This window comes from Peribacillus sp. N1 (assembly GCF_054600815.1).
Map to the genome: position 1 here is coordinate 469112 of NZ_BAAHZO010000004.1, position 24413 is coordinate 493524.

Here is a 24413-nt window from a genome sequence, read left to right on the forward strand (position 1 = left end):
GGCTGATAAGGATTCCTCCTTTAATCAGCCTATTCAAATCAATATAAGGGGTGAGATAAAGGTATGGCTGTCAATGAAATGTCCCTTAAAGGCCAACAAAGTCTAAAAAAGCCAGTGTTGAATATGGAAGGGATTAGTAAAACGTTCTCAAGTGTAACCGTATTGAACAATGTGAGAATTGAACTTTATCCAGGTGAAGTACATGCATTAATGGGAGAGAATGGCGCTGGAAAGTCAACTTTCATGAAAATCCTCGCAGGCATTCATACACCTGATGACAATGGTGGGAAAATCTACTTAAAAGGTCAACCAATTTTATGGAAGGACCCTACTGATGCAAGGAACAAAGGAATTAGTGTTATTCATCAGGAGTTAAACCTTGCTCCTAATTTAACAATAAGTGAAAATATCTTAATGGGTTCGACCTTTCCTAGAAATGGTTTAGGAATGGTGAAATGGGATGAGGTCCATGAACGTGCCCAAGAGGTGTTAGATTCAATGGGGTCGAATCTAAATCCACGCCAATTGGTTTCGACCTTAAGTGTTGCTCAACAACAAATGGTCGAGATCGCTCGAGCATTATCCTTTAATGCAGAGGTACTCATAATGGATGAACCAACCGCCTCCTTAACAGATAAAGAAATAAAAAAGCTGTTTGAAATTATTGATGATTTGAAAAAGCAGGGAGTTGCTATTGTATATATCTCTCACAGAATGGAAGAAATCTTTAAAATTTCTAATAGGTTCACTGTATTACGTGACGGTGAATGGATTGCAAGTGGGCCGATTGAAGAGACAAATCCTGATCATCTTGTAAAGCTAATGGTAGGACGGGATTTAAAGGACTTGTTTAATCGGTCAAAAGCTTTTGGTACAAAAAATTCAAAGGAAGTTTCACCTGTACTTGAATTGAAAAATGTTTCTGATAACACGATTGTAAAGAATGTATCTTTAAAAATTTACCCAGGTGAAATTGTTGGTTTGGCGGGGCTTGTTGGAGCTGGCAGAACAGAATTGGTTAGGGCCATTTTCGGTTTGTCCGAGTTGAAAAGTGGCGAAATATTGGTTGATGGTCAATCTGTTAGAATCAAATCCTCAATAGATGCTATTGCTAATAGGATTGCACATGTACCTGAAAGCAGGAAAGAACAAGGGTTATTTTTATCAATGTCCGTAAAAGAGAATATCATAATGGCTGAATTGAAAAAACATGCTAAAGCAGGAATTGTTAGTTGGAAGCAAGCAAATGAAAGCGCTAACCAATATATTGAAGACTTAAATATAAAAATAGCTTCCCCAGAACAGCAAGTATCAAACTTAAGTGGTGGGAATCAACAAAAGGTAGTGATCGCTAGGTGGCTATCAATTGCACCAAAGGTATTACTACTTGATGAGCCAACACGAGGGGTTGATATAGGTGCCAAGACTGAAATCCACAAGATTGTTTCGAAGCTTGCAGATGAAGGATTGGCCGTTTTAATGATATCATCTGAACTTCCTGAAGTATTGGGGGTAAGTGATCGAATACTTGTCATGAGTGAAGGAAGGTTAACAGGCGAGCTTTCGAAGGAAGAAGCTACACAGGAAACAATTATGCGTTTAGCTACCAAAGGGGGGAGAGAGAAATGAGAGGGAATACGCAAACTATTACACATTCACAACGCCTAAATATAGGAAATGTCCTTTATTCTTTATGGAGTAGGCTTGGCATGATCATGATTTTATTATTATTGTGTGTAGTACTTTCATTTACAGCACCAAATTTTTTAGATACAGCCAATTTATTGAATGTATTAAAACAAGTCTCTATTATTGCTATTTTAGCTGCTGGGATGACAATTGTTATTTTAACTGGTGGAATTGATTTATCAGTTGGTGCAACAGTTGCTCTATCTGGCGTTATCTCAGTCATGGTCTCTTCTACAGGAGTTAATCCTATAATTGCGATGTTATCAGGCGTACTAGTAGGGTATGCAGTAGGACTGATTAATGGGTTTCTCACAGCCAAAGCAAAGTTACCAGCATTTATTGTTACACTAGGCAGCTTCACATATGTTCGTGGACTCGCTTATGTCATTAGTGGCGGTTATCCAATTGTTTTACAAAACGAAACATTTAAATTCATCGGTGGTGGAAGTATTTTCGGAATCCCCACTCCTATTTATATCATGTCTTTAGTATATGTTGTGATGTTTTTTGTTCTTAAATATACGATGTTTGGTCGTCATATTTATGCGATTGGTGGCAATGAAGAGGCGGCTCGGTTAACTGGAATTAAGGTTGAAAAGTCTTTAATCAATGTGTATTCGATTAGTGGTTTACTAGCTGGTTTAGGAGGAGTCGTTTTAGCGGGAAGGTTGTTTTCTGGACAGCCAACTGCTGGTCAAATGTATGAATTAGACGCAATTGCTGCTGTAATTCTAGGAGGAACAAGTTTAACAGGTGGAAAAGGGAAAATAATAGGAACAATTATTGGGGTTTTAATTATGGGGGTAATCAGTAATGGGTTAACTCTAATGGATGTCAACTATTATTGGCAGTTAGTTGTAAAAGGTGGAGTTATTGTAGCAGCCGTTTTATTAGATCGATTGCGCGGAAATAGTCCAGCATAACGATCACATGTCATTTTAGATTTTAAAAAAGGGATGTGATTAAAAGTGAAGAGGATTATTAGTATTCTACTAATATGTTCAACTGTTACTTGTTTACCATTTAATAGTGCAAATGCAGAAGACCCTGGGTATTATAATGAACCATACCGTAATCAATTTCATTTTTCTCCTGAAGCTAACTGGATGAATGATCCGAATGGTATGGTTTTTTATAAAGGTGAATATCATTTGTTTTATCAATATCATCCGTATGGAACGGCATGGGGACCTATGCATTGGGGGCATGCTGTCAGTAAAGATCTTGTTAATTGGGAGCATTTGCCGATTGCTTTATCGCCGGATGAAAACGGTCAGATTTTCTCGGGGAGTGCTGTTATTGATTGGAACAATACAGCTGGCTTTGGAAAAGAAGCAATGGTTGCCATCTTTACGCATTCAGGGGATAAGCAAGTCCAAAGTATAGCGTATAGCCTAGACAAAGGAAGAACTTGGGAAAAGTATAAAGGGAATCCCGTAATGCCAGACCCTCCTATACAAGATTGGCGCGATCCTAAAGTATTTTGGCATGAAGAATCAAACCAATGGGTTATGTCGTTAGCGGCTAAGGATAAGATCATGTTTTATACCTCACCTAATTTAAAAGAGTGGGAGTATGCAAGTGAATTCGGCGAAGATGGTGGAATACAAGCAAATAGCTTAGACAGAACTTCTTATACCATGTCATCCCAGAAAGGTGAATCATTTAGCTATGAGGGAGATATTACCCTTAATGAGAAGAATGGGAGAGAAGGGGCAGGCGGTTTAGTTTTTCGGTCAGATAGGAGTGCAAAGAACGGCTATGTTGCGAGCTTAGATGCCAAAAACGATGTCATAACATTAAGTAAGAATGTAGATGGAACAAACGAGGAAATTGCGAGAAAACCTTTTACCCTCAAAACTTCAACTACCTACCATGTGAAGGTGGAAACAGATGGGGATCAAATTCAAGTCTTTGTAAACGATCAATCCGTTATAAAAAAAACAGATATAGAATTCGATTATGGATACTATGGATTGTCAGCGTGGAATTCAACGGCTGCCTTTCGAAATGTGGAGTTCAAGAATACATCTAACTTTGAAACCAATTTATCAAAATGGACAGATGTAAACGGAAGCTGGGAGAACACGATGGTCGGAAAAAGTGGAGCCTCTACCGAGGATGCTTTTGTAATGAGTGGTCAAACAGGGGATAACTTTTTTTATGAAGCAAACATTGAGGTATCTGGGGAAAAAGGCGGCAACGGAGCTGGCTCGCTCGTTTTTCGTGCAGATCCTAATGCAACAAACGGTTATATGGCGAATATCGATGCTTTAAACGATACAATAAAAATCATGAAAATTGAAAATGGAGAAATATCCATTCTAGCTGAAAAAACAATAAATCTAGATACAGATAAAAGGTACCATTTAAAAGCAAGCACTCATGGGAAAAATATTAAAATTTCTTTAGATGGTAATCTCATTCATGATGTAAATGATTCAACTTTTTCATCAGGGCATTTTGGCTTAAATGTTTGGAATTCATCCACGTTATTCCAAGATGTTCAAGTTGGTAAGAACATCATGACAAATGAGAAGGAAATTACTAATCATGATTTTGAGACAGGTGATATAACTGGGTGGAGTACAATCGAAGGTAATGCTTTCACAAAAGATCATGTGACAAATGTACCATCATACTGGGGAGGGGATTTCGGCCATCAAGGAAACTACCACTTATGGGGGTTTACTGATCTTCAAAAGGGAGATGACGCAACAGGTGAACTGCACTCCGCATATTTTAAACTAGATGGCTCTGGAGAAATCAACTTTCTGTTGGGCGGTGGTAATGATATCAACAACCGCTATGTTTCGTTAGTGAGAGCCTCTGATGATCAAGAATTAATTCGACAAGCCAATACCAAATTTAAAGAAGAAAAATATCAAAAATACGTCTGGGATGCTTCTAAATACATTGGTGAAGTGTTATATATTAAAGCTGTAGACCAAGCTACAGGTGGTTGGGGTCATTTAAACATGGATGATGTTAATGTTTATAATGAAGGGGCCATGCCAAATGAAGTAGACCAAGTTGCCAAAGAGCCTGAGAAAGACGATTCGAAAGAAAGCGGCATCCTTACAGACTGGTCTGCTGTTTCTGGAGAGTGGATACCTTCTACTCATGGTAGTAACGGAGGGATTTGGGAATGTCCTACTCTAATCGAATTACCAATTGATGGTGACCCTTCAAAAACAAAATGGGTACTACAGGTAAGCATTAATGATGGCGCTCCTGCAGGCGGGTCAGGTATGCAATATTTTGTAGGTACCTTTGACGGGAAAACGTTTAAAAATGAAAACCCTTCCGATCAAGTGTTATGGACTGACTACGGGGCAGATTATTATGCCGCAGTTGATTGGAGCGGAATTGAAGGGAAGAATGGCGAAAAATATTGGATTGGCTGGATGAGTAATTGGCAATATGCAAATAATACACCAACTTCGACTTGGAGAAGTTCAACGACATTGCCAAGAAAGATGGAACTAACTCAGACAGAAGAAGGTTTACGTTTAAAACAAACACCAGTTTCTTTAAAAACCATTCGAGATAAGAGTGAAAAAATTTCATATAAAAATAAAGTCATATCTGGTGAAAGTAATCTCCTATCTAAACTATCAGAAGATACATTTGAAATGATAGCAGAGTTTGATGTAGATGATATAAAAGCAACTGAATTCGGCTTTCAAGTTCGTAAAGGAGCAACTGAATATACGACTATTGGCTATGATGTTGCGACCAAACAGTTATTCGTAGACCGTTCAAATTCAGGAAGCTTTGATTATGGGAACAATGTAGTTGGTAAGCATGACGGACCGTTAAATGCATTAAATGGGACTTTGAAAATGCATATTTTCATTGACCAATCTGCTGTAGAAGTGTTTGGAAACAAAGGTGGGACGGTTATTTCTGATCAAATTTTCCCGGATTCATCAAGTAAAGGATTACAAATTTATAGTAAAGGTGGAGAAGTTACATTAAAGTCTTTGAAAATATACCCTTTAAAGAGTATATGGAAAAGATAAAGACTAATATTTCAATCCTATTAAAGAGGGGTTGATAGTAAGAGTTTATGAAGGCTGTCGAAAATGATCGATAGCCTTTCATTTTACCTAAATCACAAGAATGGAGAGTGTAATGTAAATGAATAAAACAAACCGCGCAGTCATATGCGTTGGGGAGCTTTTGATCGATTTTTATTGTACAGATATTGATGTTAATTTAATAGAAGGTAATCATTTTCTAAAGAAAGCCGGGGGTGCACCAGCGAATGTCGCAGCTACTATTTCAAAGCTAGGTGGGGAAGCGAGTCTTATAGGAAAAGTAGGAAATGACCCATTTGGATTATTTTTAATAGAAACGATAAAAGAGGTGGGGGTTGATACATCGATGATTGTTACTGACGATTTAGCACCAACTACTTTAGCATTTGTTTCTTTACAAGCAAATGGTGAAAGGGATTTTGTATTCAATAGAGGAGCGGATCGAAATTTAACAGAGGATAACATATACCTAGATAGATTAAGTGGTGCAAAGATCATTCACTTTGGATCTGCAACTGCATTTCTGGAAAACCCTTTTAAAACAACTTATTTAAAGGCAATGGAATTTGCACAAAATAGGGGGATATTTCTATCGTTTGACCCTAACTTCCGACATGATTTATGGAAAAATAGAGTGGCTGAATTTATTAGTTTAGCTAGAAAGGGTATATCAATGGCTGACTTTGTAAAACTAAGCGAAGTAGAGCTTGAACTAATCACGGGAAAAATTGATAAATATGATGGAATAGCAATGCTCCATCATTTAGGGGTAAAAATAGTGGCTGTCACCCTTGGATGGGAAGGCACTCTTCTTTCAAATGGAAGTGGAATGAGTGTAATAAACAGCGTCGAAGTAAATTCAATTGACTCAACTGGTGCTGGTGATGCATTTGTCGGTGCTGCTTTATTTCAATTTGCAAATCTTGAGTCTTGTGACACAATTCTTAGTGATTTTAGTAAACTTAAAGAGATCATTCTTTTTGCAAATAAAGTAGGTGCCGTCGTGTGTACGAAGGTAGGAGCGATTTCTTCTCTACCAAACGAAGAGGATATATATAAGATTTAGTCTTCATCGTATTGTTTCGGATTGTGAAAAAATCGCGGTACACCTGGCTTAGGAGGTCTAGGTGTATCGCTATTTTTAGTTTATATTGGTCCCTTAGCGGATAAATATTATATATATATAAATAAGAAGAACCGTGAACTGAAGTGAATTAGGTTTGATTTTGATTAACTAGTAAAAAAACAGATGAATAACAAAATCATGCCTTAATCGTTACTTAGAACAGTAATTAGGTAATTACTAATAGTGCCTCGCCCATTTGGATTGAAGGCACTATTTAGTGATTTAAGAAAAATGTGCCCACTTAATGTGAACTTTGTGAAATATTGTACTTAAACTAACGGGTGCATTAGCACCATAGGATAATGGGTTGGATGGCATGTGTGGCTGTCCTAGTATCTGGCGTAGGCGGGGCCAATACTAGGAAGAGGGCTTAGGAAATGTCCTGTTTTATTTTGTTAAAACTATTTTTTTATGCGGTCAGAAGTCAAAATGTTAATGTCCAACGATGTATAAATACATACATAAACAATAAAAACGAAAGACATTAAACCCCTTGAGACCTAAGGGGTTTTTAGCATGCTGCTAAATAAATACGAACCTACAGCTTTCATAATTAGATAAATAAAGATGAAATAGAAAAGCTCTAGTGGTTAATCTAGTGATTTTATTGATCATCTAGCAAAGCCTTGCTACATCAAGGTTGTATAAAATCCTGAATATACGATAATAAATGACTAAGAACCAAACCCTTGATACACATGGGTTTGGCTTTTTTAGCTACTACCTAAAATAGAGTTGTATAACATATTCATTCGTTCCTTTGAGGTCTTCTTCAACGAGGTAGTTTATTTTCTTAATTTAATGGACAAATTATTATAAGTTGAATTGTGTAATGGTACGTTAGTACAAATAGGTTTATGTTTGTCAAAAAACATATAGAAATTGGAGAGAAATGAATAGTAAAATAGAGAACTTAACAAAACGACTATCTGCTGCTCAAATAATTGTTTTTTATTACCTAGTGGCTGTAGTGGTTTCAACCATTTTATTGCTGCTTCCTATTACTCAAACGCAGAATGCAGAGCTCTCATTTATTGATGGAGTATTCATTTCTATTAGTGCGGTAACTGTAACAGGATTATCTCCGGTAGATGTAAGCCAGCTGCTTAGTGTTCCCGGTACGTTTATTTTTGCAATCATCCTCCAGTTTGGTGGAATTGGGATCATGGCTTTCGGAACAATACTATGGCTTGCATCAGGAAAGAAAATAGGACTCAGGGCAAGAATACTCATGACGACAGAACAAAACAGCCCCACTTTTTCCGGGATTGTTCGGTTCATACGAATGATCTTCTTTTTCTTTGTCATGATTGAGCTATTAGGGGCTATTGTCTTCGGTACATATTTTTTGAAGTATTTCCCAACATGGCAAGAGGCATATTTGCAGGGTTTCTTCGCCTCTGTGTCTGCTACGACAAATGCCGGTTTTGATATCACAGGAAAATCACTGATGCCGTTTGCAGACGATTATTTTGTCCTGACCCTTAATATAGTACTCTTTATTATCGGATCCCTTGGGTTTCCTGTTCTAATGGAGGTAAGTCAGTGGCTGAGGCATAAGGGTAAGATGCCATTCCGGTTCACCTTGTTCACAAAAATTACAACCGTAACTTTTTTCATACTGATCGTAATCGGAGCCATTTTCATCTATCTGTTTGAGTACAGTCATTTCTATTCAGAAACCTGGCATCAATCCTTTGTCCATTCTTTGTTTTATTCGATATCTTCAAGGACTGGCGGAATGGCGATCAGCGACGTCAACCAATTTTCAGTGCCTACCATTTTGTTACTGAGTATTTTTATGTTCATAGGGGCATCCCCTAGCAGTGCTGGGGGTGGGATAAGAACCACCACGTTTGCTGTGATGCTGCTTACCATTTACAACTATGCGAAAGGGAACAGAACAATAAAAATATTCAAAAGGGAGATCGATGAGGAAGATATCATCAAGTCATTCATCGTTTTCACAACAGGTATGATACTGTGCAGTTTGGCAGTTGTCATTCTTGCATGCATTGAATCTGCCTTTTCCCTAATGGAAATTTTATTTGAAGTTTCCTCTGCTTTTGGCACTGTAGGCCTTTCGCTTGGCATTACACCGGAATTGAGTACTGCCGGGAAGGCCGTAATCATGATTTTAATGTTTATAGGGAAAATCGGGATGTTTACCTTCTTATTCAGTATGGGAGGCAAACCAGTTAAACATCCGTATCACTATCCCAAAGAGCGCATCATTATAGGATAAAAAATGTACTACAGCAAAGGTAATCAATTAATAAAGATATACAAAAGTGCAATAGTTGTATTGAAAATCCTTTTCTTCTTCAACTATCTCCTCCACTTATATTAAATAAGCAGTAAAAAGGATCCTTCAGTTTTGAAGGTCCTTTTTTTATACCGTCTCATGAGGATAAATACGTATAAGAGACATATATAAATCAGACTCTCGAATATACCCCGTAATTCTTCTAATAATGCGTTCCAAAAAAATCGTGAAATCTTCATTATTTAAACATAATCAATTTTGTTATGCATAAAAATAAACGTAATTAACTTTTGTTTGCAATATAACAAACATAATAATATAATGTTTGTTAATTAGTAAGAGTAGAATGTGGTGTTTAAAATATGAATTTCGCCTGTCCTATGTTTATCAGAAATCTTAAATAAGAAGATAATTAGGATTTTTAAGCAGAAATTTCTGACGGAACATCGTATTGGGGGAAGGAAAATAACGAAAAAATAAAAAGGAGCAATGATATGAATAAAGATGAATATAAGTATAAATCAATTATCACTGTTGAAAATTACGACAAAGTAGATGGTAAGGCTGCCTATGGTAAAGAAATCGAATCGTTAAGCACAGGAATGCTACAGGGGAAATCTCCTAGAACAGGAGATATCGTTGGAAAAATTGTAATGACTGATGATTCTGCTCAAGAAATTAAGTTATCTGCCACTAGAATTTTAGATTTAGCCATCCTTATTTTATCGACCAACTTATATTTTAGAGATGCTTATAAATTTGAAAAGCTGTATGATCCTGAAAATCAAATCGTTACTGCTTTAGGGTTGCAGGGAAATAAGATGCAATTAGAAATTGACACAAAAAATGAGAATTTAGATAAAGATATTCAATATTTTTATGATATGTTGCAATCGGATGGCGAAATTTTGGGAGAAAGATTTAGAATCATCAACAATATTATGAAGGAAATGGGATATCGGTAAGGAGAATCATAAAATGATAAGAGGATTTGTCGTTTCAGATGGCAGAAAATTTACAGAAGAAGAAAAACAAATGATTTGGAAAAAGTCTCCTAGCCATCAAGAAAGTGTGGAGGAATTACGTGTTGCAGATACAATCAATAGGAATTGGCATAATGGAGAACTGCGAGTCATCAATGTACTGCTAGAGGGGGATGCTGGCTCAGGTAAAACACAACTTGCCAAAGCTCTCTCTCATGATCTTCGATTGCCATATACGAAAATTACCTGTTTTGCCGACATGGATAAATCAGATGTTTTCGGCTCACTTTTGCCAGTAATGGAAGAAGCACAAGTGGAAGATAAAAAAATAATTCAGTTTTTTGAAAATAATAGCACGGCTCAGCAGCTTTTAGAAAATTTGTCTTCCTATCTACAGTTAAATATGGCAGAAACGAAAGAATACTTGGCAAAACTTGAAAAGAAAATCAAAGACATCGGTAAGAATGTAACATATAAGTATTATCCATCAGAAATTGTTCGTGCACTACAAGAAGGCTACCTGTTAGAGATACAAGAACCTACTGTCATTAGAGATGCATCGGTTTTAGTTGCATTGAATTCTGCTCTTGAAATTGATGGTATTTTAAATACTCCAACTGGAATGATCAAACGGCACCATGATGCTGTAGTAGTTATTACAACCAATAGAAATTATCAGGGGAATAGACCTCTTAATGAATCATTACGTGATCGAGTTCAACACACGGAACGAATGAATCTTCCTTCTAAGGAAGTGATGGTCAACCGGGCTCTCAGTAAAGTTGGTTTTGCAGATGAAGAGCTATTAGCAATGATGGCTGAAATCATTATTTTATTAGATGCTACTTCAAAAGCTAATGGAATCAAGGGTGTAGCAGGAATGAGAAGTTATTTCTATTGGGTGAATGCAGTGCATCAAGGAGAAAATATCTTTGATTCTATTTATCAAAAAGTCATCTATAAAATTACCACCGATGAAACTGAGATTAGAATACTAGAAAAAGAATTAGAAAGCAGTCAATTATTGGAGCGTATTCAATCTTATTTACTGAATCAAAAGAATCCAATGAACAAACCGCAAGCTCCTCCAGGGTCAACAATGGTAGATAATTATGAGGAACAACAAGACGGTGAGGAGGAACTTCAAAAAGATACATCTTCCATTGATTTTACAAAAGAAGAGGAGGAAATTCAAAATAGTGATTCCGCTCTGCCTCAACAAGAAAAAGGGAAACCATTAGAAATTTTTTCTGAAAAGAGATCAAAGGACATTGAAATCGATAGTAATAAAGGAAAAGAGCATGAGGAATCTCAAACAGGCATTTCTCAGCAACAAGTAAAACAGTTGCCGGAAATACTAGAGAAGCAAGAAGCTGATAAGAAAAAAGAGTTGAATAAAGAAGCTCGAACGCTTATGAAAAACACGATTCATCAAAAAGAAGGGATCATTATTCACCGCCCTCATGCAACGAAGGAAAGTATGAGTGAAGCAGAACATATTAAAAAGGAAATAACACCTCTTGTGGAGAGTATGGCAAGAAAAATTCTTGCTGTATTAGAAAAAGAAGAGTCAGTAACATACACTCCAGGGAAGTTATACGGTACGCGATTTAATGCTTCTAAGGTTGTGATGGGAGACTATCGTTACTTTGATAAAAAAAATCCTCCAACTGAAAATCCCTCTCTAGCTATAGCGATACGTATAGATGAGTCTGGTTCCATGGTTCGGGCTCAACGAATGGAGAGTGCCAAAAAAGCAATAATCTCTTTAACAGAGTTTTGTAGAATGTTAAATGTTCCTTTGATGATTTATGGAGACACTGCAGATATTAGTCAAAGGGAAATGACTTCACTATACTCGTACAAAGAGTTTGATGATGGGTACGATGGGGCTATAGGGAAAATTGCGACAATGAAGCCTCGCCAAAATAATCGAGATGGTGTTAATTTACGAATATTGGCAGAAAAACTATCGAAACAAATCGCTTCTACCAAGCTATTGATAAATATTAGTGATGGACAACCAAAAGCCATGCCTAATTATTCAGGGGATGCAGCGAGGGTGGATATCCAATCAGTTATTAGAGAATATGAAAGAAAAGACGTGCTATTCCTATCTGTTGCTATTGGAGAAGATAAAGAAAAGATTGCAGAATTACACGGAAGAGAGAGGTTTCTCGATATGACTGACCTTAAATTGTTTCCTCAAAAATTAGTGGAAACAATCAGTCGCTTTTTATAGGAGGGATTTGAAAATGGTTGAAAAAAGCAAAAAGACACTGGTACGGTATCAATAAAGATTTTTTCTGTTTTTTTAACCCCGTCCTATATTTAGAACGGGGTTATGCTTGTTTGAGGTTTTAAAATTAAATAACTTTATTGTCTTTTTACAATTTTCTCGGTATTGTAAGCGGAAAATTAGGCCTTTTCTTCAATATGCCTTCAGTGGTCGGTGTATTCCATGATAAATTATAGTCTAACCTTAACCTCAGTACCGTCCTTAGCTTTAACATCTACTAGCACGATTCCCTTATAATTTTTCAGTTCCTTGACGATAGGCTTTAGCGTTTTTTTGTCTATTAGTGGAAAGGTAAAGTCCAGTTTTTTTCTTTCGAAGTGCTCTTTTGTCCATTTGTTTGCATTTTGCTGAATAAGTTTTGAAGATAAAATTGAAATAACAATGTTTAAAATGGCATATGGAATTGGGAGGGTAAACCGAACGCCTTTCGCTTTCACTTTAACATGCATCATAAGCGAATCACTAATCAATGATGACCGAAACGGTATCCCCGTTTGCCGATTTAATATCAACAATTTGGCCATCTAATTCGTTTTCGATTGCTTCAATAATAAGGCTTATGTCTATATCTTTAACGTATTTTTCCGATTGAGGAATACTCGCTGCGATGCTATGTCCAGCCACTAATACTGCCTTGACAAGTTTTATAGGCAAATTGACCGTGACGTTATCATTTTCGGCTGATACAACACGAACTTTTAATGTTTTATCTAAATATTTAGTCGGTTTTTCAAGAAGCTTATTACCTGTTTCTTCTTTCTCTTTTAATATTTGAATCAGTTCTGATCCCTTATCTGCATCAATCTTCCCTTCTTGAACCATTGTTAACACTCTTGTAATTTCCTCTTTCATGATAAATTCCTCCTATTCCTCTTTTAAGAGCTTAATGGCTTCTTCTGGTGTTATTTCGCCATTTTCCAACATGGTGACAACTTTTTTCTCGTCCACTTCATTTTTCTTCTTCTGCACATATCCAAGGGATGAAATGATGTCTGTTAGCTTGCCTCGAACCGTTGGATACGAAATCCCCAGTTCCTTTTCAACTTCTTTGATATTCCCTCTGCATGTTAAAAATACTTCCACAAAATGAAGCTGATCCTTTGATAAGGATGCCAGCTTAGATATTTCAAATTCATTTTCAATCGTAGTGTGACAATGAGAGCACTGCAACTTTGTAATTTTCAATGTTTTACTGCAGACAGGACAATTTGTGATTAATTTATAAGCCATAATGAAATCCCTTCCTTTTAGTTAATTCGATTATAAAACAACAAATTAAAAATATAAATAATAAAATTTAAATTTTTAATAAAAATAATCAATAATATTAATTCGTAATTTAATATTATTGATTATTTGTTATTCATTCAAGAATTATATTTACCATAATGGTTGAAATTGTAGACATTCTTCTTGGGCGAAATCCCCAGTTACATAATGAGCACGATTACTTAGTCTTTGAACACCTAGTCTTTATTAGGAATACCTTTTTCAGTTAAACTCCTCTGAGGTCCACCAAAACAAGGGTGATTAGGAGTTTGAGATTTTCAAGTATTGTACTATGATAAATTTAAATTATTTGAGTTCGGAAGGGTATGGTACAGTGACCCTACTCTTACAGAATTATCTAAGGAGTGGTAAAATGGCACGTGTTTTATTTATTAATGGTGGATCAGAAGGACATATCAATCCAACTATTGGAGTTGTGCAAGAGCTTATTTCACGAGGAGAAGAGGTAGTGTACTTTACGATAGAAGCTTTTCGAGAACGAATTGAGAAGACGGGAGCTACTGTACGAACAATTGACGGTGAAAAATTTATAGAAGCTTTTCTCTCAGGGGGAAGAAATTATTTACTCGAAAGAATCAACGGTCTTTTACATACGGTAGATATCGTCATACCTAGCGTGCTTGAACAGATCAAAGGAGAGCATTTTGATTACATCATCCATGATTCCATGTTTGGCTGTGGACGTATGCTTGCCCAAATCCTTAAGCTTCCCGCAATCAATTCTTGTACTTCTTTTGCACAGACAAAAGCATCATTCGATAAAATGCTGGAACAGCTTTCTAAAGAAATTCCTCCAGAAATAGGTAAAACTATACACGATGAATTTCAAAGATTGACGGTAAGGGTGAAGGAAAAATATGAAGTGGAGATCCATTCTGCTTACGAAGTTTTTTGTAATCCTGCACCACTTTCAATCGTCTATACAACTAGGGAGTTTCAGCCTTTTAAAGAAGCATTCGACCAAACTTACAAATTTGTAGGTCCATCCATCTCTTCACGATTAAAGCAGGATAACTTTGACCTTGCTGATATCAAAGGAAAAAATCCCCTTTACATTTCTCTTGGGACAGTTTTTAACCGGTCTCTTGATTTTTATAAGCTTTGTTTTGAAGCATTTGGAAATAGTAATCACACGGTTGTTATGTCGGTCGGTCAACAAACCCCGCTAATTGAATTAGGAGAAATCCCCAAAAACTTCATTGTGAAAAAATATGTTCCACAAACGGAAGTGCTAAAATACACTAAATTATTTATCACACATGGTGGAATGAATAGTACCAATGAGGGGCTCTACTACGGGGTTCCGCTAATTGTCATCCCGCAAAGCGCGGATCAGCCGATGATTGCAGGGCAAGTTGCCAATATCGGAGCCGGTATTACATTACAAATGCAAAGCTTGACTGCAAAACAACTGCGTAAGGCCGCAGATCATGTGTTAAACGACCCAACTTTCCATAAAACTGTTTCAAGTTTAAAAGAATCCTTTCAAAAATCGGGTGGGTATCACCAAGCTGTTGATGAGATTTTTGAATTTATAGGTCAATACGATATTTAAAATAAATTATCGGTGGCATTTTCTTGGTGGCAATTCTTTTTTTATTGTAAATGAAGGAATTCTGCTATTTATATGGTTATCCTTAGAATAATGGATATGGTATATTTTTTGATTCTCAGGATGCTGGCTATATGCTTAATATTAAGGATGATTGAAAATTTCGAGTAGACAGAAACGAGAGTGTCGTATATTTGAGAAAATAGGCAAGGGTTTAAATGAGGGTGCTGCGGCACCCTTTTATTATGGAGCTACGGGGCAATTTAGCTGAAGAGTAGTGACATATAAAGGTATTGTCCTATTTACATAGAATATTTTAAGAGAATAGCATGTGAAAAATTGGGGGACATATATGGACATTTGTTTTATTGGTGGCGGAAATCACACGAATAATGAATTAGGTGAAGTGTTCCTGGAACTTTCAAAAATGATTAAACATGATGCTAAGATTTTAATTATCCCTTTTGCAACCGACAATTCCAGGTATGAAAGTTGGATGGCAAGTATAAAACAAGCCTTTTCAATCATGGAGAATGTAAGTATTGAATTATTAAACGAAGACCTTTCAGACAAAGAAATGAAAGAGTCTATAAAAGAACATGATATTCTTTACTTTATTGGTGGAAAGCCAGAAAGGTTAATCCATGTTATAGAAGAAAAAGGACTTGTCCCAATTATCAAAGACTTTCAAGGTTTAATCATCGGATATAGTGCGGGTTCATTAGCCTTCTGTAATGATTGCATAATTACAAAAGATAAAGACTATCCAGAAACGACAGTGATCAAGGGCTTAGGATTAGTGGGGTTTAGCGTTGAGGTCCATTACGGGGATAATATAGATGGAGAATTATTTCCCCTATCAAATGAGCGAAAGATATATGCAATACCAAATGGAAGTGCAGTTTTCTCCAAGAACGGGGAACTATTTAAATGTATAAATGATATCTATTCCTTTCAAAATATGAAAAAGGAAATAGTGAATTCCTAAGTCTAAAAGAACCAACAAGCCCTTTCCCCCAATTGGAGCAAGGGCGCCGGGCGCTAAAGGATAGAGAAAAGGAGACTGCAATGAAAATAAATTTAATGATTTTCATTACATCAATAAAAGAACAAGAAAATGGTATATCAATGATGAAAACAGTTGAATCTGATATTCGTCCTGTCAAAGGGGATATAATGGATGATCCAGGATTCGATTCAGGATTTCATAATGGATATGAAGTTGTAAAGGTTTCGATTAATTATGCCTCAAATGAATGTTTTGTTTCGCTGCACCCGCTTGCGATTGAGATTAAGGAAATCAGGATGGAAACCTATATAGAGAAACTGGAAGCAAACGGTTGGCGTGCTGTCTCAAAAGAGGAATTGAAAAGTATGTAAAAAGGTAAACCCATAAAATTGACGTAAGGAGCATGTAAATGGAAAAATACTCAACAACCACTTTAAAGATGATTAGAAATTTTGATGTAATGCCTGAAAGGGTATTTGATGCATGGTTGGACCCTGGGATGATGAGAAAATGGTTTTTTACATTGGAGGGGACAAATAAAGTGGCACAAAATGATCCTCAAGTGGGAGGAACTTGGGAGATTATTGATCATCGCGGTGGAAAAGATTATCGGGCGATAGGGGAGTACCTTGAAATGGACCCTCCCAATAAATTAGTGTTCACTTTTAAAATGCCGCAATTCAGTGAAGCGGCAGATACAATTACAGTTGAACTGCAAGAACTTCAAAAGGGCTGTGAAATGACATTTTCACAAAACATCACCGTTCCTCATGAAGAAAATTGGACACAATCCGATATCGAAAAAGCTCTTAGAGAGTATCACGATGGATCTGAACATGGCTGGAACTTAATGTTTATGGGACTGAAGGAACTGGTTGAAACTGGACAAGTTAGCTATAAAGGTTAATAGTCGTTGGCCACAGTTATTAGACAAAAGGGAATCGGAATCGCATCCCGAACCCTGAAGGTTGGAATGGATTGAAGAAATTTGCGACATCCTGCCGAAAAACTGGCTAGCCGAGACCCCACAGACGTTTGCGCCGAGGAGGCTTGGCAGACAATCGGCGGTAAGGAAGCGGATTTCCTGAAAGCAGCTGATGTTTTCTTGAAGAAACTATAGGCTGATCTCACACCGAATTATGTATAAGACTAGGTCCTTTAAGTTTTTTTCCTGTACTCCTTATTGGATGGAAGAAATTTGCGACACTCCTGCCGAAAAACTGGCTAGCCGAGACCCCACAGGCGCTTGTGCCGAGGAGGCTTGGCAGACAGTCGGCGGAAAGGGAGCGGATTTCTGAAATCACTGGAACGTCTTCTTGAAAAAAACTGTAGGCTGATCTCACACCGAAATATGTATAAGACTAGGTCCTTTAAGTTTTTTCCTGTACTCCTTATTGGATTTTTGAAATCAGATGGAACGTTTGCGAAACTCAATTACCGAGTTTGTGCTAATAGTCGTTTGCCAATGAAAAGCTCTCCAAATTAACTGGAGGGCTTTTCGAAATGTATTTTTATATATTGACAATCCCCTTTTAATTGGTAATATTTACTTTATTATTACATATGTGATTTTTAATAGAAGGCGGTTTAATTATGGATGGGAAAAACAGTTACGACGAGTTTCATAAACTGATAGAAAGTGGGCAATATCGCAAATTGGTCATGTTATTATGACTAACTTTATGTACATATTTTGTTTATTAGTATGGGGTCTTAATTTTATTGCCGTTAAGATTCAAGGTACACCTGTGAGTTTAGAATTATCTTTAACCTATCGTTTAGGTTTGACGGCCATCCTATTTTTCATTTTATTGTGCATGCTTAGACCTAAAGGAAAACCTAAGAAAAAGGATGTTCCATTCATTATTGTGTTTGGAATTTGTAATTTTGCTTTAAGCTATTTATGCCTTTATTACGCCACTATCTTAAGTTCAGCAGCAATGGTTACGTTAATATTTTCATTGAAAGTCATTTTAACGCCCATTGCCCTTCGTGTTTTTTTGAAGGAACCATTGCATTCACGTATCTTAATTGGCGGGATAATTGGTGTGCTGGCTGTTTGTATTGTTATTTATCCGAGTTTACATGATATTCATGGATTCAATGATATAAAGGGCATCATGATGGCTGTTCTTGGTACCATCCTCACTGCATTGGGCGATGCAAGCTCAGCTAGAAATGCCAGGAAGAAAGTGAACCCAATCTATGCCAATGTACTTGGATTTGCAGCAGGAGGAATTCTTTTGGCGGCCATTGTGTTCATCCAAGGACAAGCAGTCACTATACCGACATCCATTCCATATTTATCTGCTTTGTTCTATTTAACTATATTCGCTTCCTTTGGAGCTTGGCTATTCTACCTCAAGCTTGTAGAAAAGATAGGCGGGGCGAAAAGTGGATACATGGTTGCCCTTTTTCCGGCAATTGGAGGTATAGCTTCAGTGATGATTGGTGAATCAAATCCAACCATTTTCTTGGGAGCTGGCTGTCTTTTCAGTTGTTTAGGTGCGGCGATTGCATTAGGTTTTGGCATGAATATTGGTAAAAGTAATTTGAAAGAAGAAATTTAATTCGATTTTCAGAGAGGGATGGGACAATGGAAAGTAAATGGCCAACTGAAATGAAAGTAGCGCAGATCCGGGTTGCACGTCCTACTGATCAACTAAAAAAGGTTATACACTTCTATTGTGAAGGATTAGGTTTGAAAAAAATCGGTTCTTTTGAAGGGCACGAGGGATATGACGGTATCATGATCGGTCTTCCTGATTCCAGCTATCATCTGGAGTTTACTCAACATAAGGATGGCAGTCCTTGTCCTGCCCCATCAAAAGATAATCTGCTTGTCTTTTATATTCCTGAACGTAAAACCATTGAGGAAATCACGAATAGGTTGAAAGGTATGGGCTATGAACCGGTTTCTCCGGAAAATCCATATTGGGAAAAATCAGGTGTTACTTTTGAAGATCCGGATGGTTGGAGAATTGTATTGATGAATTCGCCCGGCATAGGAAATTAAATTTTGAAATGAAAACGACCGAAAAGCACCATGCTTTTCGGTCGTTTTGGGTTTATGAGGACATCGTGATCCCGCCATTGATGTGAATGCACTGTCCTGTTATATAGGCACCTTCATCAGATGCCAGCAGCACGTAGGCACCTGCATGATCTGCAGGCTGCCCGGGGCGGCCAAGCGGTGCCTCGGTACCAAATTCGGCAACGGATTGTTCGTCGAATGTCGCAGGGATGAGCGGAGTCCAAATCGGTCCTGGTGCAACCATATTGACCCGGATCCCTTTTTTAGCCACATTCTGTGCAAGGCTGCGTGTGAATCCGACGATTGCTCCTTTTGTCGCTGTATAATCCATCAAAGTTGCATGGCCTCTGTAAGGATTGATCGATGTTGTGTTGATGACCGAGTTGCCTTGTTTCATATGAGGAACCGCGTGCTTGCTCATGTAAAATACTGAATAAATATTGGTGCGGAACGTTTTGTCCCATTGCTCGTCCGTGATATCTTCAATGTTTTCCGTCGGAAATTGCACCGCTGCATTATTGACGAGGATGTCCAGCTTTCCGAACTCGTCCAGCGTCTTCGTAATCAATTCTTTACAATTCGCCTCCACGGAAACGTCACTTGGAAGTAGGAGGCAGCGAACGCCTTCCGCTTCAATCAGCTGCTTTGTTTCTTCGGCATCACCGTGCTCATCTAAATAATTCACAACCACATGGGCGCCTTCCTTTGCATAAGCAATGGCAACCGCACGTCCGATGCCGCTATCTCCGCCTGTAATCAAGGCAACGCGGTCCTTAAGCTTACCGCTTCCTATGTAATCCTTTGGCTGAATCGGAAGTGGATTCATCTCAGATTCAATACCAGGCTGTCTTTCCTGCGTTTGTCCGGGCTGTCCATTCTTTTGCTGTTCATATATATTCAATGAAATCTCCTCCTCATAAACTATTGATCTAGTCATACTTTAGCCGTTAAAAAGTACGGTTAAACATCGACATTCCCACCGATTCCATCTGCAAACGATTACAAAAATATAGTGAAGAAGGACTTACGGTGTTCAAAGTTGAATTACATTTAAATAAAAATTTCAGGGGTGTTAATATGAATTCGACAGGAACAATACAAGAATTGACCAAAAAAGAACAATGGTTAGAAGCCTTTCCAATCATGAATCAGTTGCGTACTGACTTAACTCAAAAAACATATCTGGAGTTACTTGAAGAAATGAGGAAGGACGGATACTGTTTGTTTGCTTTATATAAAGATAACCAGGTTGTATCCTTGGCTGGTTTAAGCTGGAGAGTGAACTTTTATAATAAACGTCACGTGTTTATTTATGACCTTGTAACAGATTCTGCACACCGCTCATTTGGATATGGAGAGAAGTTATTAAGTTATATACATAACTGGGCAAAAGAAAACGGAGCTGCATATGTGGCATTGGAATCTGGGATCCAACGAAACGAAGCCCACCGTTTCTATGAAGAGAAATTAGATTATGATAAATGGTGCTACTCATTTAGAAAAACGCTGTGAGTAAGAAAAGCGACGTAAAAGAGCTGAGTATTCAGCTTTTTTTGTGCCATTTTATGGAGTAAATGGAGTGAATGTAGACACGTTGTCCACTATGTGTATTGGATTATTAACATTTTAAGTAAGAAGAGATCAATTTAAGATAAATTCACGAGTAAACACGTGAAATTCACGAGTAAATTGCCAAAACTCCCGACGATTCACAAGTAAAAGTTCGAAATTCAAGAGTAAATCGCTGAAACTCACAAGAATAAGCCCCAAACTCACCGCATGGTTCTGGCGGATTTTGTTCATCGGAATCAGTTTATTCATCATTTTTACGACTGTAAATTCATTCTTTCGCTGAAAAACCCAAATTTTTGTAATGATTTATTTAGCCTTGGACATACTTAATTAAGATATCAAAATGTAACATTTAATTAAGGAGGAAACCAAATGGCTAACGAAAATATACAAATGAAAATGGAACATATTTGGCAGGATACCTGTGGTTCTTGGGAAAATTGTACGGAAACCACAATTCAGTCATTCTTGGCAAAATCCGAAGAAGGCAATATAGATCCGCAGTATTGCATGAGCTGGGTGGAACAACATAAAGCACAAATACCTGAGTGGGATGCCGTTTCAAAAGTGTCGCTCGACTGGGTTAATCAACATACGTCAACGGGTTCACCCATTTCAATCAAGGAAGATTATTAAAAGGCTTATGAATGGTTCGAACTCCACTATATTTAAGAGGTGAAGATAGTTGTCAAATAATGAGGAAAACGGTAAAGCAAATCGTCGGGATCCAGATTACAGAGTTAATGCTTGGGATGAAATGAATGGTGAAGATAAGTTTGTACAATCAGCCATCCAAGAGGAATTCAATAATCCAGTAATTGAAGAAACGATTTTGAAGTTCAATAAAATAGCGAATGAAGAAGAAAAGGAAACTTGATTTTTGGACGCGCCCTATAGGGCGTTTTTTTTTTGAAAAAAGGAAGAAGGAGCTGCTAATAACTTATTATTCAAAAGCTTTATCTTTTAGATTTATAAAAAACAATAATATACAAATAAAGGGAAAAGGCATCTTGGTATCGTATAAAGCATAGTATAAATCGTTTTTAATAATAAGTTAGCAATATCATTATGGGAGTGAAGATCATGGAAGCTGCTGTAGAACGGATTTTTTCTAATGAATTGGTGAAATTGGCTGGAGATTTTTTTCAAGTGAATGCGGGGAATCCGGTTAAACTTGGAGATGCAGAGAACTACGTATTTGAGGTTTACAGGGATGGAACGCCATACATTTTAAGAATGACACATCAATCACATCGTCCAAAAGCTCAAGTGCTTGCTGAGTTAAAGTGGATTGAGCATTTACAGAATAATGGTATTGAAATTCCTAAGGTTCTCTTTTCGAAAGATAATAACTTAGTTGAAATTGTAAAGGGCTCGGATGGTTCAGAATTTTATTGTTGCCTGTTTGAAAAAGCTCCTGGTGTAAGAATGAAAGTCACCGATGAAAATTTCAATGAACCTTTATTTTTTGAATGGGGAAGAACCATTGGCCAAATGCATAAACAAACTAAAAGTTATAAGCCAGAAGCGGAATATAAAAGGCTGGATTGGCATGATGAAGAATTATTGAATGCTCAGCTCTTTCAATCCGATGTACCGGAGCAATTGATGCGCCAACAAGAATTAGTCACGAAGAAGTTAAATGCCCTTCCGGTTCATCAAGATAATTTTGGATTGATTCATTCTGATATACATAACGGCAATTTCCATTTTCATGAGGGGAAGATTCATGTTTTTGACTTTGATGACTGTTCTTATCATTGGTTTGCCAGTGATTTGGCCATACCTCTGTACTATCTGATGTGGAGCTTGGAACGTGAAGGGACAAAAGGGCTCGATGAATATGCTGCCAAGTTCATGAGGGAATTCATAAAAGGCTATGAGACGGAAAATATTCTTGCGCCTATAGAATATGAAACGATTCCTCTATTTTTAAAGCTAAGGGATTTAACGTTATATAATTTTTTCAATAAAAAATACGATTTGAAGAATGCGGATAGTCCATTATACAAAACCGTTCAAAAAATCGAACAAAGAATCATCGAAAGCCGTCCTATTGTTCACTTCGATCCGAACATGGTTCATTAAGGGGGATTGGAATGTCAGATATAAAAAATAATGGGCTTGCATATAGAATTCGGACTGGTGTATTGGAAGATGCGGAAGCGGTTTTGGATGTGCAAAATTCCGTTATTTCCGAAGGCGAGTATTTTATTGCCGTATCGGAGGAGTTCAATAAAACATATGAACAGCAACGAGATTGGATACGAAGGTTATTGGAAAATGAACGGGAAACCATCATCGTGGCCGAAATGAATGATAAAGTGGTTGGATGGATAGCCTTTCAATCGGAGAATAGGAAGAGAATGTCCCACAAGGGCTCATTTGGGGTGATGATCAGAAAAAATTTCAGAGGGATGGGATTGGGAAAGGAGCTTATTGAAGCGTTATTGGATTGGGCAGAAGCCAATCCGTTGATTGAGAAGGTGAGTTTAGGAGTTTTTTCCACTAATCATCGGGCAATATCATTGTATAAAAGGCTGGGGTTTGTTGAAGAAGGCCGTAAAATAAAAGAATTCAAGATGAGCGAAAGTGAATACGTTGATGATATTATCATGTACAAAATGGTTTGATCAGACCGAAAGAGCATGAATGGATTCATTACATGCTCTTCCGGTTTGGTTATGTATCTATTTTTATAGTAAAACGATATTTATGTCATGCATTATTTAATTACTCTTACCTTCACTTGCTTTCTTCCCCACGTTAAAGCATCCGCTTCCTTCGCGATGAAGACATCGATTCTGTTTCCTTTTATCGCACCGCCCGTGTCTGCAGCGATAGCTTGTCCGTAGCCTTCGACTTCAACGATGGAGCCTAGCGGAATCACGTTCGGATCGACTGCTATCAGTTTGGCATCATCATATTTTTCTAAATCGACACCCATTCTTGTAGTGCCTGAGCATCCCTCGCAGCTTGCTGTATATGCTGTACTTGTAACCGTCAGTTCTTTAACGGCTGAGCTTGCCGAACTGGCTCTTTCTTCTAATTTACTGATGGTCCGTGCACCGGCTATACCGTCAGCGGATAAGCCCTTTTGCTTTTGAAAGTTGATAACGGCTTGCTTTGTACCTGAACCATAAATGCCATCGACCGTTGATGAGTAAACATCCCAGGCTTTCAATAGCCTTTGCAGTTCAGCTACAGGCCTTCCCATATCCCCGCTTTTCAGTACCTGTATTTTCTGATTCGTTTGTGTTCCTGCTATTCCATCGACTTTCAGCCCTGATTTTTCCTGGAACTTCTTTACGGATTCCTTTGTAATCGGTCCGTAGTAACCTGTTGCTTCATGATAGGGAAAAACCCCTTTTGTCAGTAATAATTCTTGTAATTGTTTTACATCACTATTACTCATCCCAAATGAAAGTGTGCGATCCAAAGCAGCGGCTTCGCCTTTTGTTGGCATGCAAACTCCTAGAATGAATACAGAAGCCGTTAGGATCGTTAATAAAATTTTCTTCATGTTTATCCTCCTCGTTGTTTCCTGCAA

Annotated in this window: 23 protein-coding genes and 1 pseudogene; 19 read left to right on the plus strand and 5 right to left on the minus strand. The window is 37.5% G+C overall.

Features of this window, described 5'->3' with window-relative positions; translation table 11 throughout:
- Positions 1-63 precede the first annotated feature (63 nt).
- The 8 genes and pseudogenes from ACYP5M_RS18185 (at position 64) to ACYP5M_RS18220 (ending at position 12349) form a co-directional block, all read left to right on the plus strand.
- Positions 64-1629, plus strand: a complete 1566-nt coding sequence (locus ACYP5M_RS18185) for a sugar ABC transporter ATP-binding protein (protein ID WP_459735360.1) — start codon at positions 64-66, stop codon at positions 1627-1629.
- A gap of 80 nt (positions 1630-1709) precedes the next feature.
- Positions 1710-2612 (plus strand): ABC transporter permease, encoded by a 903-nt coding sequence (locus ACYP5M_RS18190; protein ID WP_241637511.1) that lies wholly within the window; start codon positions 1710-1712, stop codon positions 2610-2612.
- 63 nt (positions 2613-2675) lie between these two features.
- A pseudogene (locus tag ACYP5M_RS18195) lies at positions 2676-3701 on the plus strand (glycoside hydrolase family 32 protein); the annotation flags it as partial.
- Between the two features lie 999 nt (positions 3702-4700).
- Entirely contained in the window at positions 4701-5714 is a 1014-nt protein-coding gene (locus tag ACYP5M_RS18200) for a glycoside hydrolase family 32 protein (RefSeq protein WP_434169609.1), read from the plus strand.
- A gap of 118 nt (positions 5715-5832) precedes the next feature.
- Positions 5833-6798, plus strand: a complete 966-nt coding sequence (locus ACYP5M_RS18205) for a carbohydrate kinase family protein (protein ID WP_434168604.1) — start codon at positions 5833-5835, stop codon at positions 6796-6798.
- A gap of 952 nt (positions 6799-7750) precedes the next feature.
- Complete coding sequence (locus tag ACYP5M_RS18210; RefSeq protein WP_434168605.1) at positions 7751-9103, plus strand: TrkH family potassium uptake protein; 1353 nt, start codon at positions 7751-7753, stop codon at positions 9101-9103.
- Positions 9104-9618: 515 nt separating this feature from the next.
- Complete coding sequence (locus tag ACYP5M_RS18215) at positions 9619-10089, plus strand: DUF6530 family protein (protein ID WP_434168606.1); 471 nt, start codon at positions 9619-9621, stop codon at positions 10087-10089.
- A 13-nt stretch (positions 10090-10102) separates the two neighbouring features.
- Positions 10103-12349 carry an AAA family ATPase gene (locus ACYP5M_RS18220; protein WP_434168607.1) on the plus strand — a complete coding sequence of 749 codons (2247 nt, stop codon included), beginning with the start codon at positions 10103-10105 and terminating at the stop codon, positions 12347-12349.
- 227 nt (positions 12350-12576) lie between these two features.
- Here ACYP5M_RS18220 and ACYP5M_RS18225 read toward each other — a convergent pair whose 3' ends face one another.
- From ACYP5M_RS18225 to ACYP5M_RS18235, 3 genes are read right to left on the minus strand one after another with little or no spacing between them, the layout of a single operon-like run.
- On the minus strand, positions 12577-12858 hold the full coding sequence (locus ACYP5M_RS18225) for a hypothetical protein (protein ID WP_434168608.1): 282 nt from the start codon (positions 12856-12858) through the stop codon (positions 12577-12579).
- 10 nt (positions 12859-12868) lie between these two features.
- The gene (locus tag ACYP5M_RS18230) at positions 12869-13258 is read right to left on the minus strand and encodes an SHOCT-like domain-containing protein (RefSeq protein WP_063236560.1); all 390 of its coding nucleotides are present in this window, start codon (positions 13256-13258) and stop codon (positions 12869-12871) included.
- Positions 13259-13270: 12 nt separating this feature from the next.
- Positions 13271-13636: a DUF2089 domain-containing protein gene (locus ACYP5M_RS18235; RefSeq protein ID WP_350301414.1), complete on the minus strand. Its 366-nt coding sequence runs from the start codon at positions 13634-13636 to the stop codon at positions 13271-13273.
- Positions 13637-14048: 412 nt separating this feature from the next.
- Between ACYP5M_RS18235 and ACYP5M_RS18240 the strand changes: the two genes are divergently transcribed.
- The 6 genes from ACYP5M_RS18240 (at position 14049) to ACYP5M_RS18265 (ending at position 19273) form a co-directional block, all read left to right on the plus strand.
- On the plus strand, positions 14049-15251 hold the full coding sequence (locus tag ACYP5M_RS18240; RefSeq protein WP_459735361.1) for a macrolide family glycosyltransferase: 1203 nt from the start codon (positions 14049-14051) through the stop codon (positions 15249-15251).
- 349 nt (positions 15252-15600) lie between these two features.
- The gene (locus tag ACYP5M_RS18245; protein WP_434168610.1) at positions 15601-16236 is read left to right on the plus strand and encodes a Type 1 glutamine amidotransferase-like domain-containing protein; all 636 of its coding nucleotides are present in this window, start codon (positions 15601-15603) and stop codon (positions 16234-16236) included.
- An 80-nt stretch (positions 16237-16316) separates the two neighbouring features.
- Positions 16317-16628, plus strand: a complete 312-nt coding sequence (locus tag ACYP5M_RS18250) for a hypothetical protein (protein WP_101225754.1) — start codon at positions 16317-16319, stop codon at positions 16626-16628.
- Positions 16629-16666: 38 nt separating this feature from the next.
- Positions 16667-17164: an SRPBCC family protein gene (locus ACYP5M_RS18255; RefSeq protein WP_434168611.1), complete on the plus strand. Its 498-nt coding sequence runs from the start codon at positions 16667-16669 to the stop codon at positions 17162-17164.
- Between the two features lie 763 nt (positions 17165-17927).
- On the plus strand, positions 17928-18827 hold the full coding sequence (locus ACYP5M_RS18260; RefSeq protein WP_459735362.1) for a DMT family transporter: 900 nt from the start codon (positions 17928-17930) through the stop codon (positions 18825-18827).
- A 26-nt stretch (positions 18828-18853) separates the two neighbouring features.
- Positions 18854-19273 carry a VOC family protein gene (locus tag ACYP5M_RS18265; protein WP_230178541.1) on the plus strand — a complete coding sequence of 140 codons (420 nt, stop codon included), beginning with the start codon at positions 18854-18856 and terminating at the stop codon, positions 19271-19273.
- A gap of 52 nt (positions 19274-19325) precedes the next feature.
- On the opposite strand, the gene ACYP5M_RS18270 is transcribed toward ACYP5M_RS18265, so the two are convergent.
- Positions 19326-20192, minus strand: coding sequence for an SDR family oxidoreductase (locus ACYP5M_RS18270; protein WP_192206554.1), 867 nt, complete (start codon positions 20190-20192; stop codon positions 19326-19328).
- Between the two features lie 176 nt (positions 20193-20368).
- On the opposite strand from ACYP5M_RS18270, the gene ACYP5M_RS18275 reads away from it, so the two are divergent.
- From ACYP5M_RS18275 to ACYP5M_RS18295, 5 genes are all read left to right on the plus strand, one after another.
- Complete coding sequence (locus ACYP5M_RS18275; protein WP_427575475.1) at positions 20369-20803, plus strand: GNAT family N-acetyltransferase; 435 nt, start codon at positions 20369-20371, stop codon at positions 20801-20803.
- Between the two features lie 432 nt (positions 20804-21235).
- Positions 21236-21499, plus strand: a complete 264-nt coding sequence (locus ACYP5M_RS18280; protein WP_101225759.1) for a hypothetical protein — start codon at positions 21236-21238, stop codon at positions 21497-21499.
- Between the two features lie 49 nt (positions 21500-21548).
- The gene (locus tag ACYP5M_RS18285) at positions 21549-21740 is read left to right on the plus strand and encodes a hypothetical protein (protein WP_452445491.1); all 192 of its coding nucleotides are present in this window, start codon (positions 21549-21551) and stop codon (positions 21738-21740) included.
- Positions 21741-21946: 206 nt separating this feature from the next.
- Positions 21947-22951 (plus strand): phosphotransferase enzyme family protein, encoded by a 1005-nt coding sequence (locus ACYP5M_RS18290; protein WP_459735363.1) that lies wholly within the window; start codon positions 21947-21949, stop codon positions 22949-22951.
- A gap of 11 nt (positions 22952-22962) precedes the next feature.
- Positions 22963-23496, plus strand: a complete 534-nt coding sequence (locus ACYP5M_RS18295) for a GNAT family N-acetyltransferase (RefSeq protein ID WP_452445493.1) — start codon at positions 22963-22965, stop codon at positions 23494-23496.
- Between the two features lie 92 nt (positions 23497-23588).
- On the opposite strand, the gene ACYP5M_RS18300 is transcribed toward ACYP5M_RS18295, so the two are convergent.
- On the minus strand, positions 23589-24386 hold the full coding sequence (locus tag ACYP5M_RS18300) for a peptidoglycan-binding protein (protein WP_101225763.1): 798 nt from the start codon (positions 24384-24386) through the stop codon (positions 23589-23591).
- Positions 24387-24413 lie beyond the last annotated feature (27 nt).

Excerpts from the sequence above, each read along its gene's own strand:
- ACYP5M_RS18200 (WP_434169609.1), top strand. The coding sequence starts at position 4,701 with ATGCCAAATGAAGTAGACCAAGTTGCCAAAGAGCCTGAGAAAGACGAT.
- ACYP5M_RS18265 (WP_230178541.1), top strand. The coding sequence starts at position 18,854 with ATGGAAAGTAAATGGCCAACTGAAATGAAAGTAGCGCAGATCCGGGTT.
- ACYP5M_RS18225 (WP_434168608.1), bottom strand. The coding sequence starts at position 12,858 with ATGATGCATGTTAAAGTGAAAGCGAAAGGCGTTCGGTTTACCCTCCCA.
- ACYP5M_RS18190 (WP_241637511.1), top strand. The coding sequence starts at position 1,710 with ATGATCATGATTTTATTATTATTGTGTGTAGTACTTTCATTTACAGCA.
- ACYP5M_RS18255 (WP_434168611.1), top strand. The coding sequence starts at position 16,667 with ATGGAAAAATACTCAACAACCACTTTAAAGATGATTAGAAATTTTGAT.
- ACYP5M_RS18235 (WP_350301414.1), bottom strand. The coding sequence starts at position 13,636 with ATGGCTTATAAATTAATCACAAATTGTCCTGTCTGCAGTAAAACATTG.
- ACYP5M_RS18230 (WP_063236560.1), bottom strand. The coding sequence starts at position 13,258 with ATGAAAGAGGAAATTACAAGAGTGTTAACAATGGTTCAAGAAGGGAAG.
- ACYP5M_RS18220 (WP_434168607.1), top strand. The coding sequence starts at position 10,103 with ATGATAAGAGGATTTGTCGTTTCAGATGGCAGAAAATTTACAGAAGAA.
- ACYP5M_RS18295 (WP_452445493.1), top strand. The coding sequence starts at position 22,963 with ATGTCAGATATAAAAAATAATGGGCTTGCATATAGAATTCGGACTGGT.
- ACYP5M_RS18215 (WP_434168606.1), top strand. The coding sequence starts at position 9,619 with ATGAATAAAGATGAATATAAGTATAAATCAATTATCACTGTTGAAAAT.
- ACYP5M_RS18260 (WP_459735362.1), top strand. The coding sequence starts at position 17,928 with ATGACTAACTTTATGTACATATTTTGTTTATTAGTATGGGGTCTTAAT.
- ACYP5M_RS18205 (WP_434168604.1), top strand. The coding sequence starts at position 5,833 with ATGAATAAAACAAACCGCGCAGTCATATGCGTTGGGGAGCTTTTGATC.
- ACYP5M_RS18245 (WP_434168610.1), top strand. The coding sequence starts at position 15,601 with ATGGACATTTGTTTTATTGGTGGCGGAAATCACACGAATAATGAATTA.
- ACYP5M_RS18185 (WP_459735360.1), top strand. The coding sequence starts at position 64 with ATGGCTGTCAATGAAATGTCCCTTAAAGGCCAACAAAGTCTAAAAAAG.
- ACYP5M_RS18250 (WP_101225754.1), top strand. The coding sequence starts at position 16,317 with ATGAAAATAAATTTAATGATTTTCATTACATCAATAAAAGAACAAGAA.
- ACYP5M_RS18210 (WP_434168605.1), top strand. The coding sequence starts at position 7,751 with ATGAATAGTAAAATAGAGAACTTAACAAAACGACTATCTGCTGCTCAA.
- ACYP5M_RS18290 (WP_459735363.1), top strand. The coding sequence starts at position 21,947 with ATGGAAGCTGCTGTAGAACGGATTTTTTCTAATGAATTGGTGAAATTG.
- ACYP5M_RS18275 (WP_427575475.1), top strand. The coding sequence starts at position 20,369 with ATGAATTCGACAGGAACAATACAAGAATTGACCAAAAAAGAACAATGG.
- ACYP5M_RS18300 (WP_101225763.1), bottom strand. The coding sequence starts at position 24,386 with ATGAAGAAAATTTTATTAACGATCCTAACGGCTTCTGTATTCATTCTA.
- ACYP5M_RS18280 (WP_101225759.1), top strand. The coding sequence starts at position 21,236 with ATGGCTAACGAAAATATACAAATGAAAATGGAACATATTTGGCAGGAT.
- ACYP5M_RS18240 (WP_459735361.1), top strand. The coding sequence starts at position 14,049 with ATGGCACGTGTTTTATTTATTAATGGTGGATCAGAAGGACATATCAAT.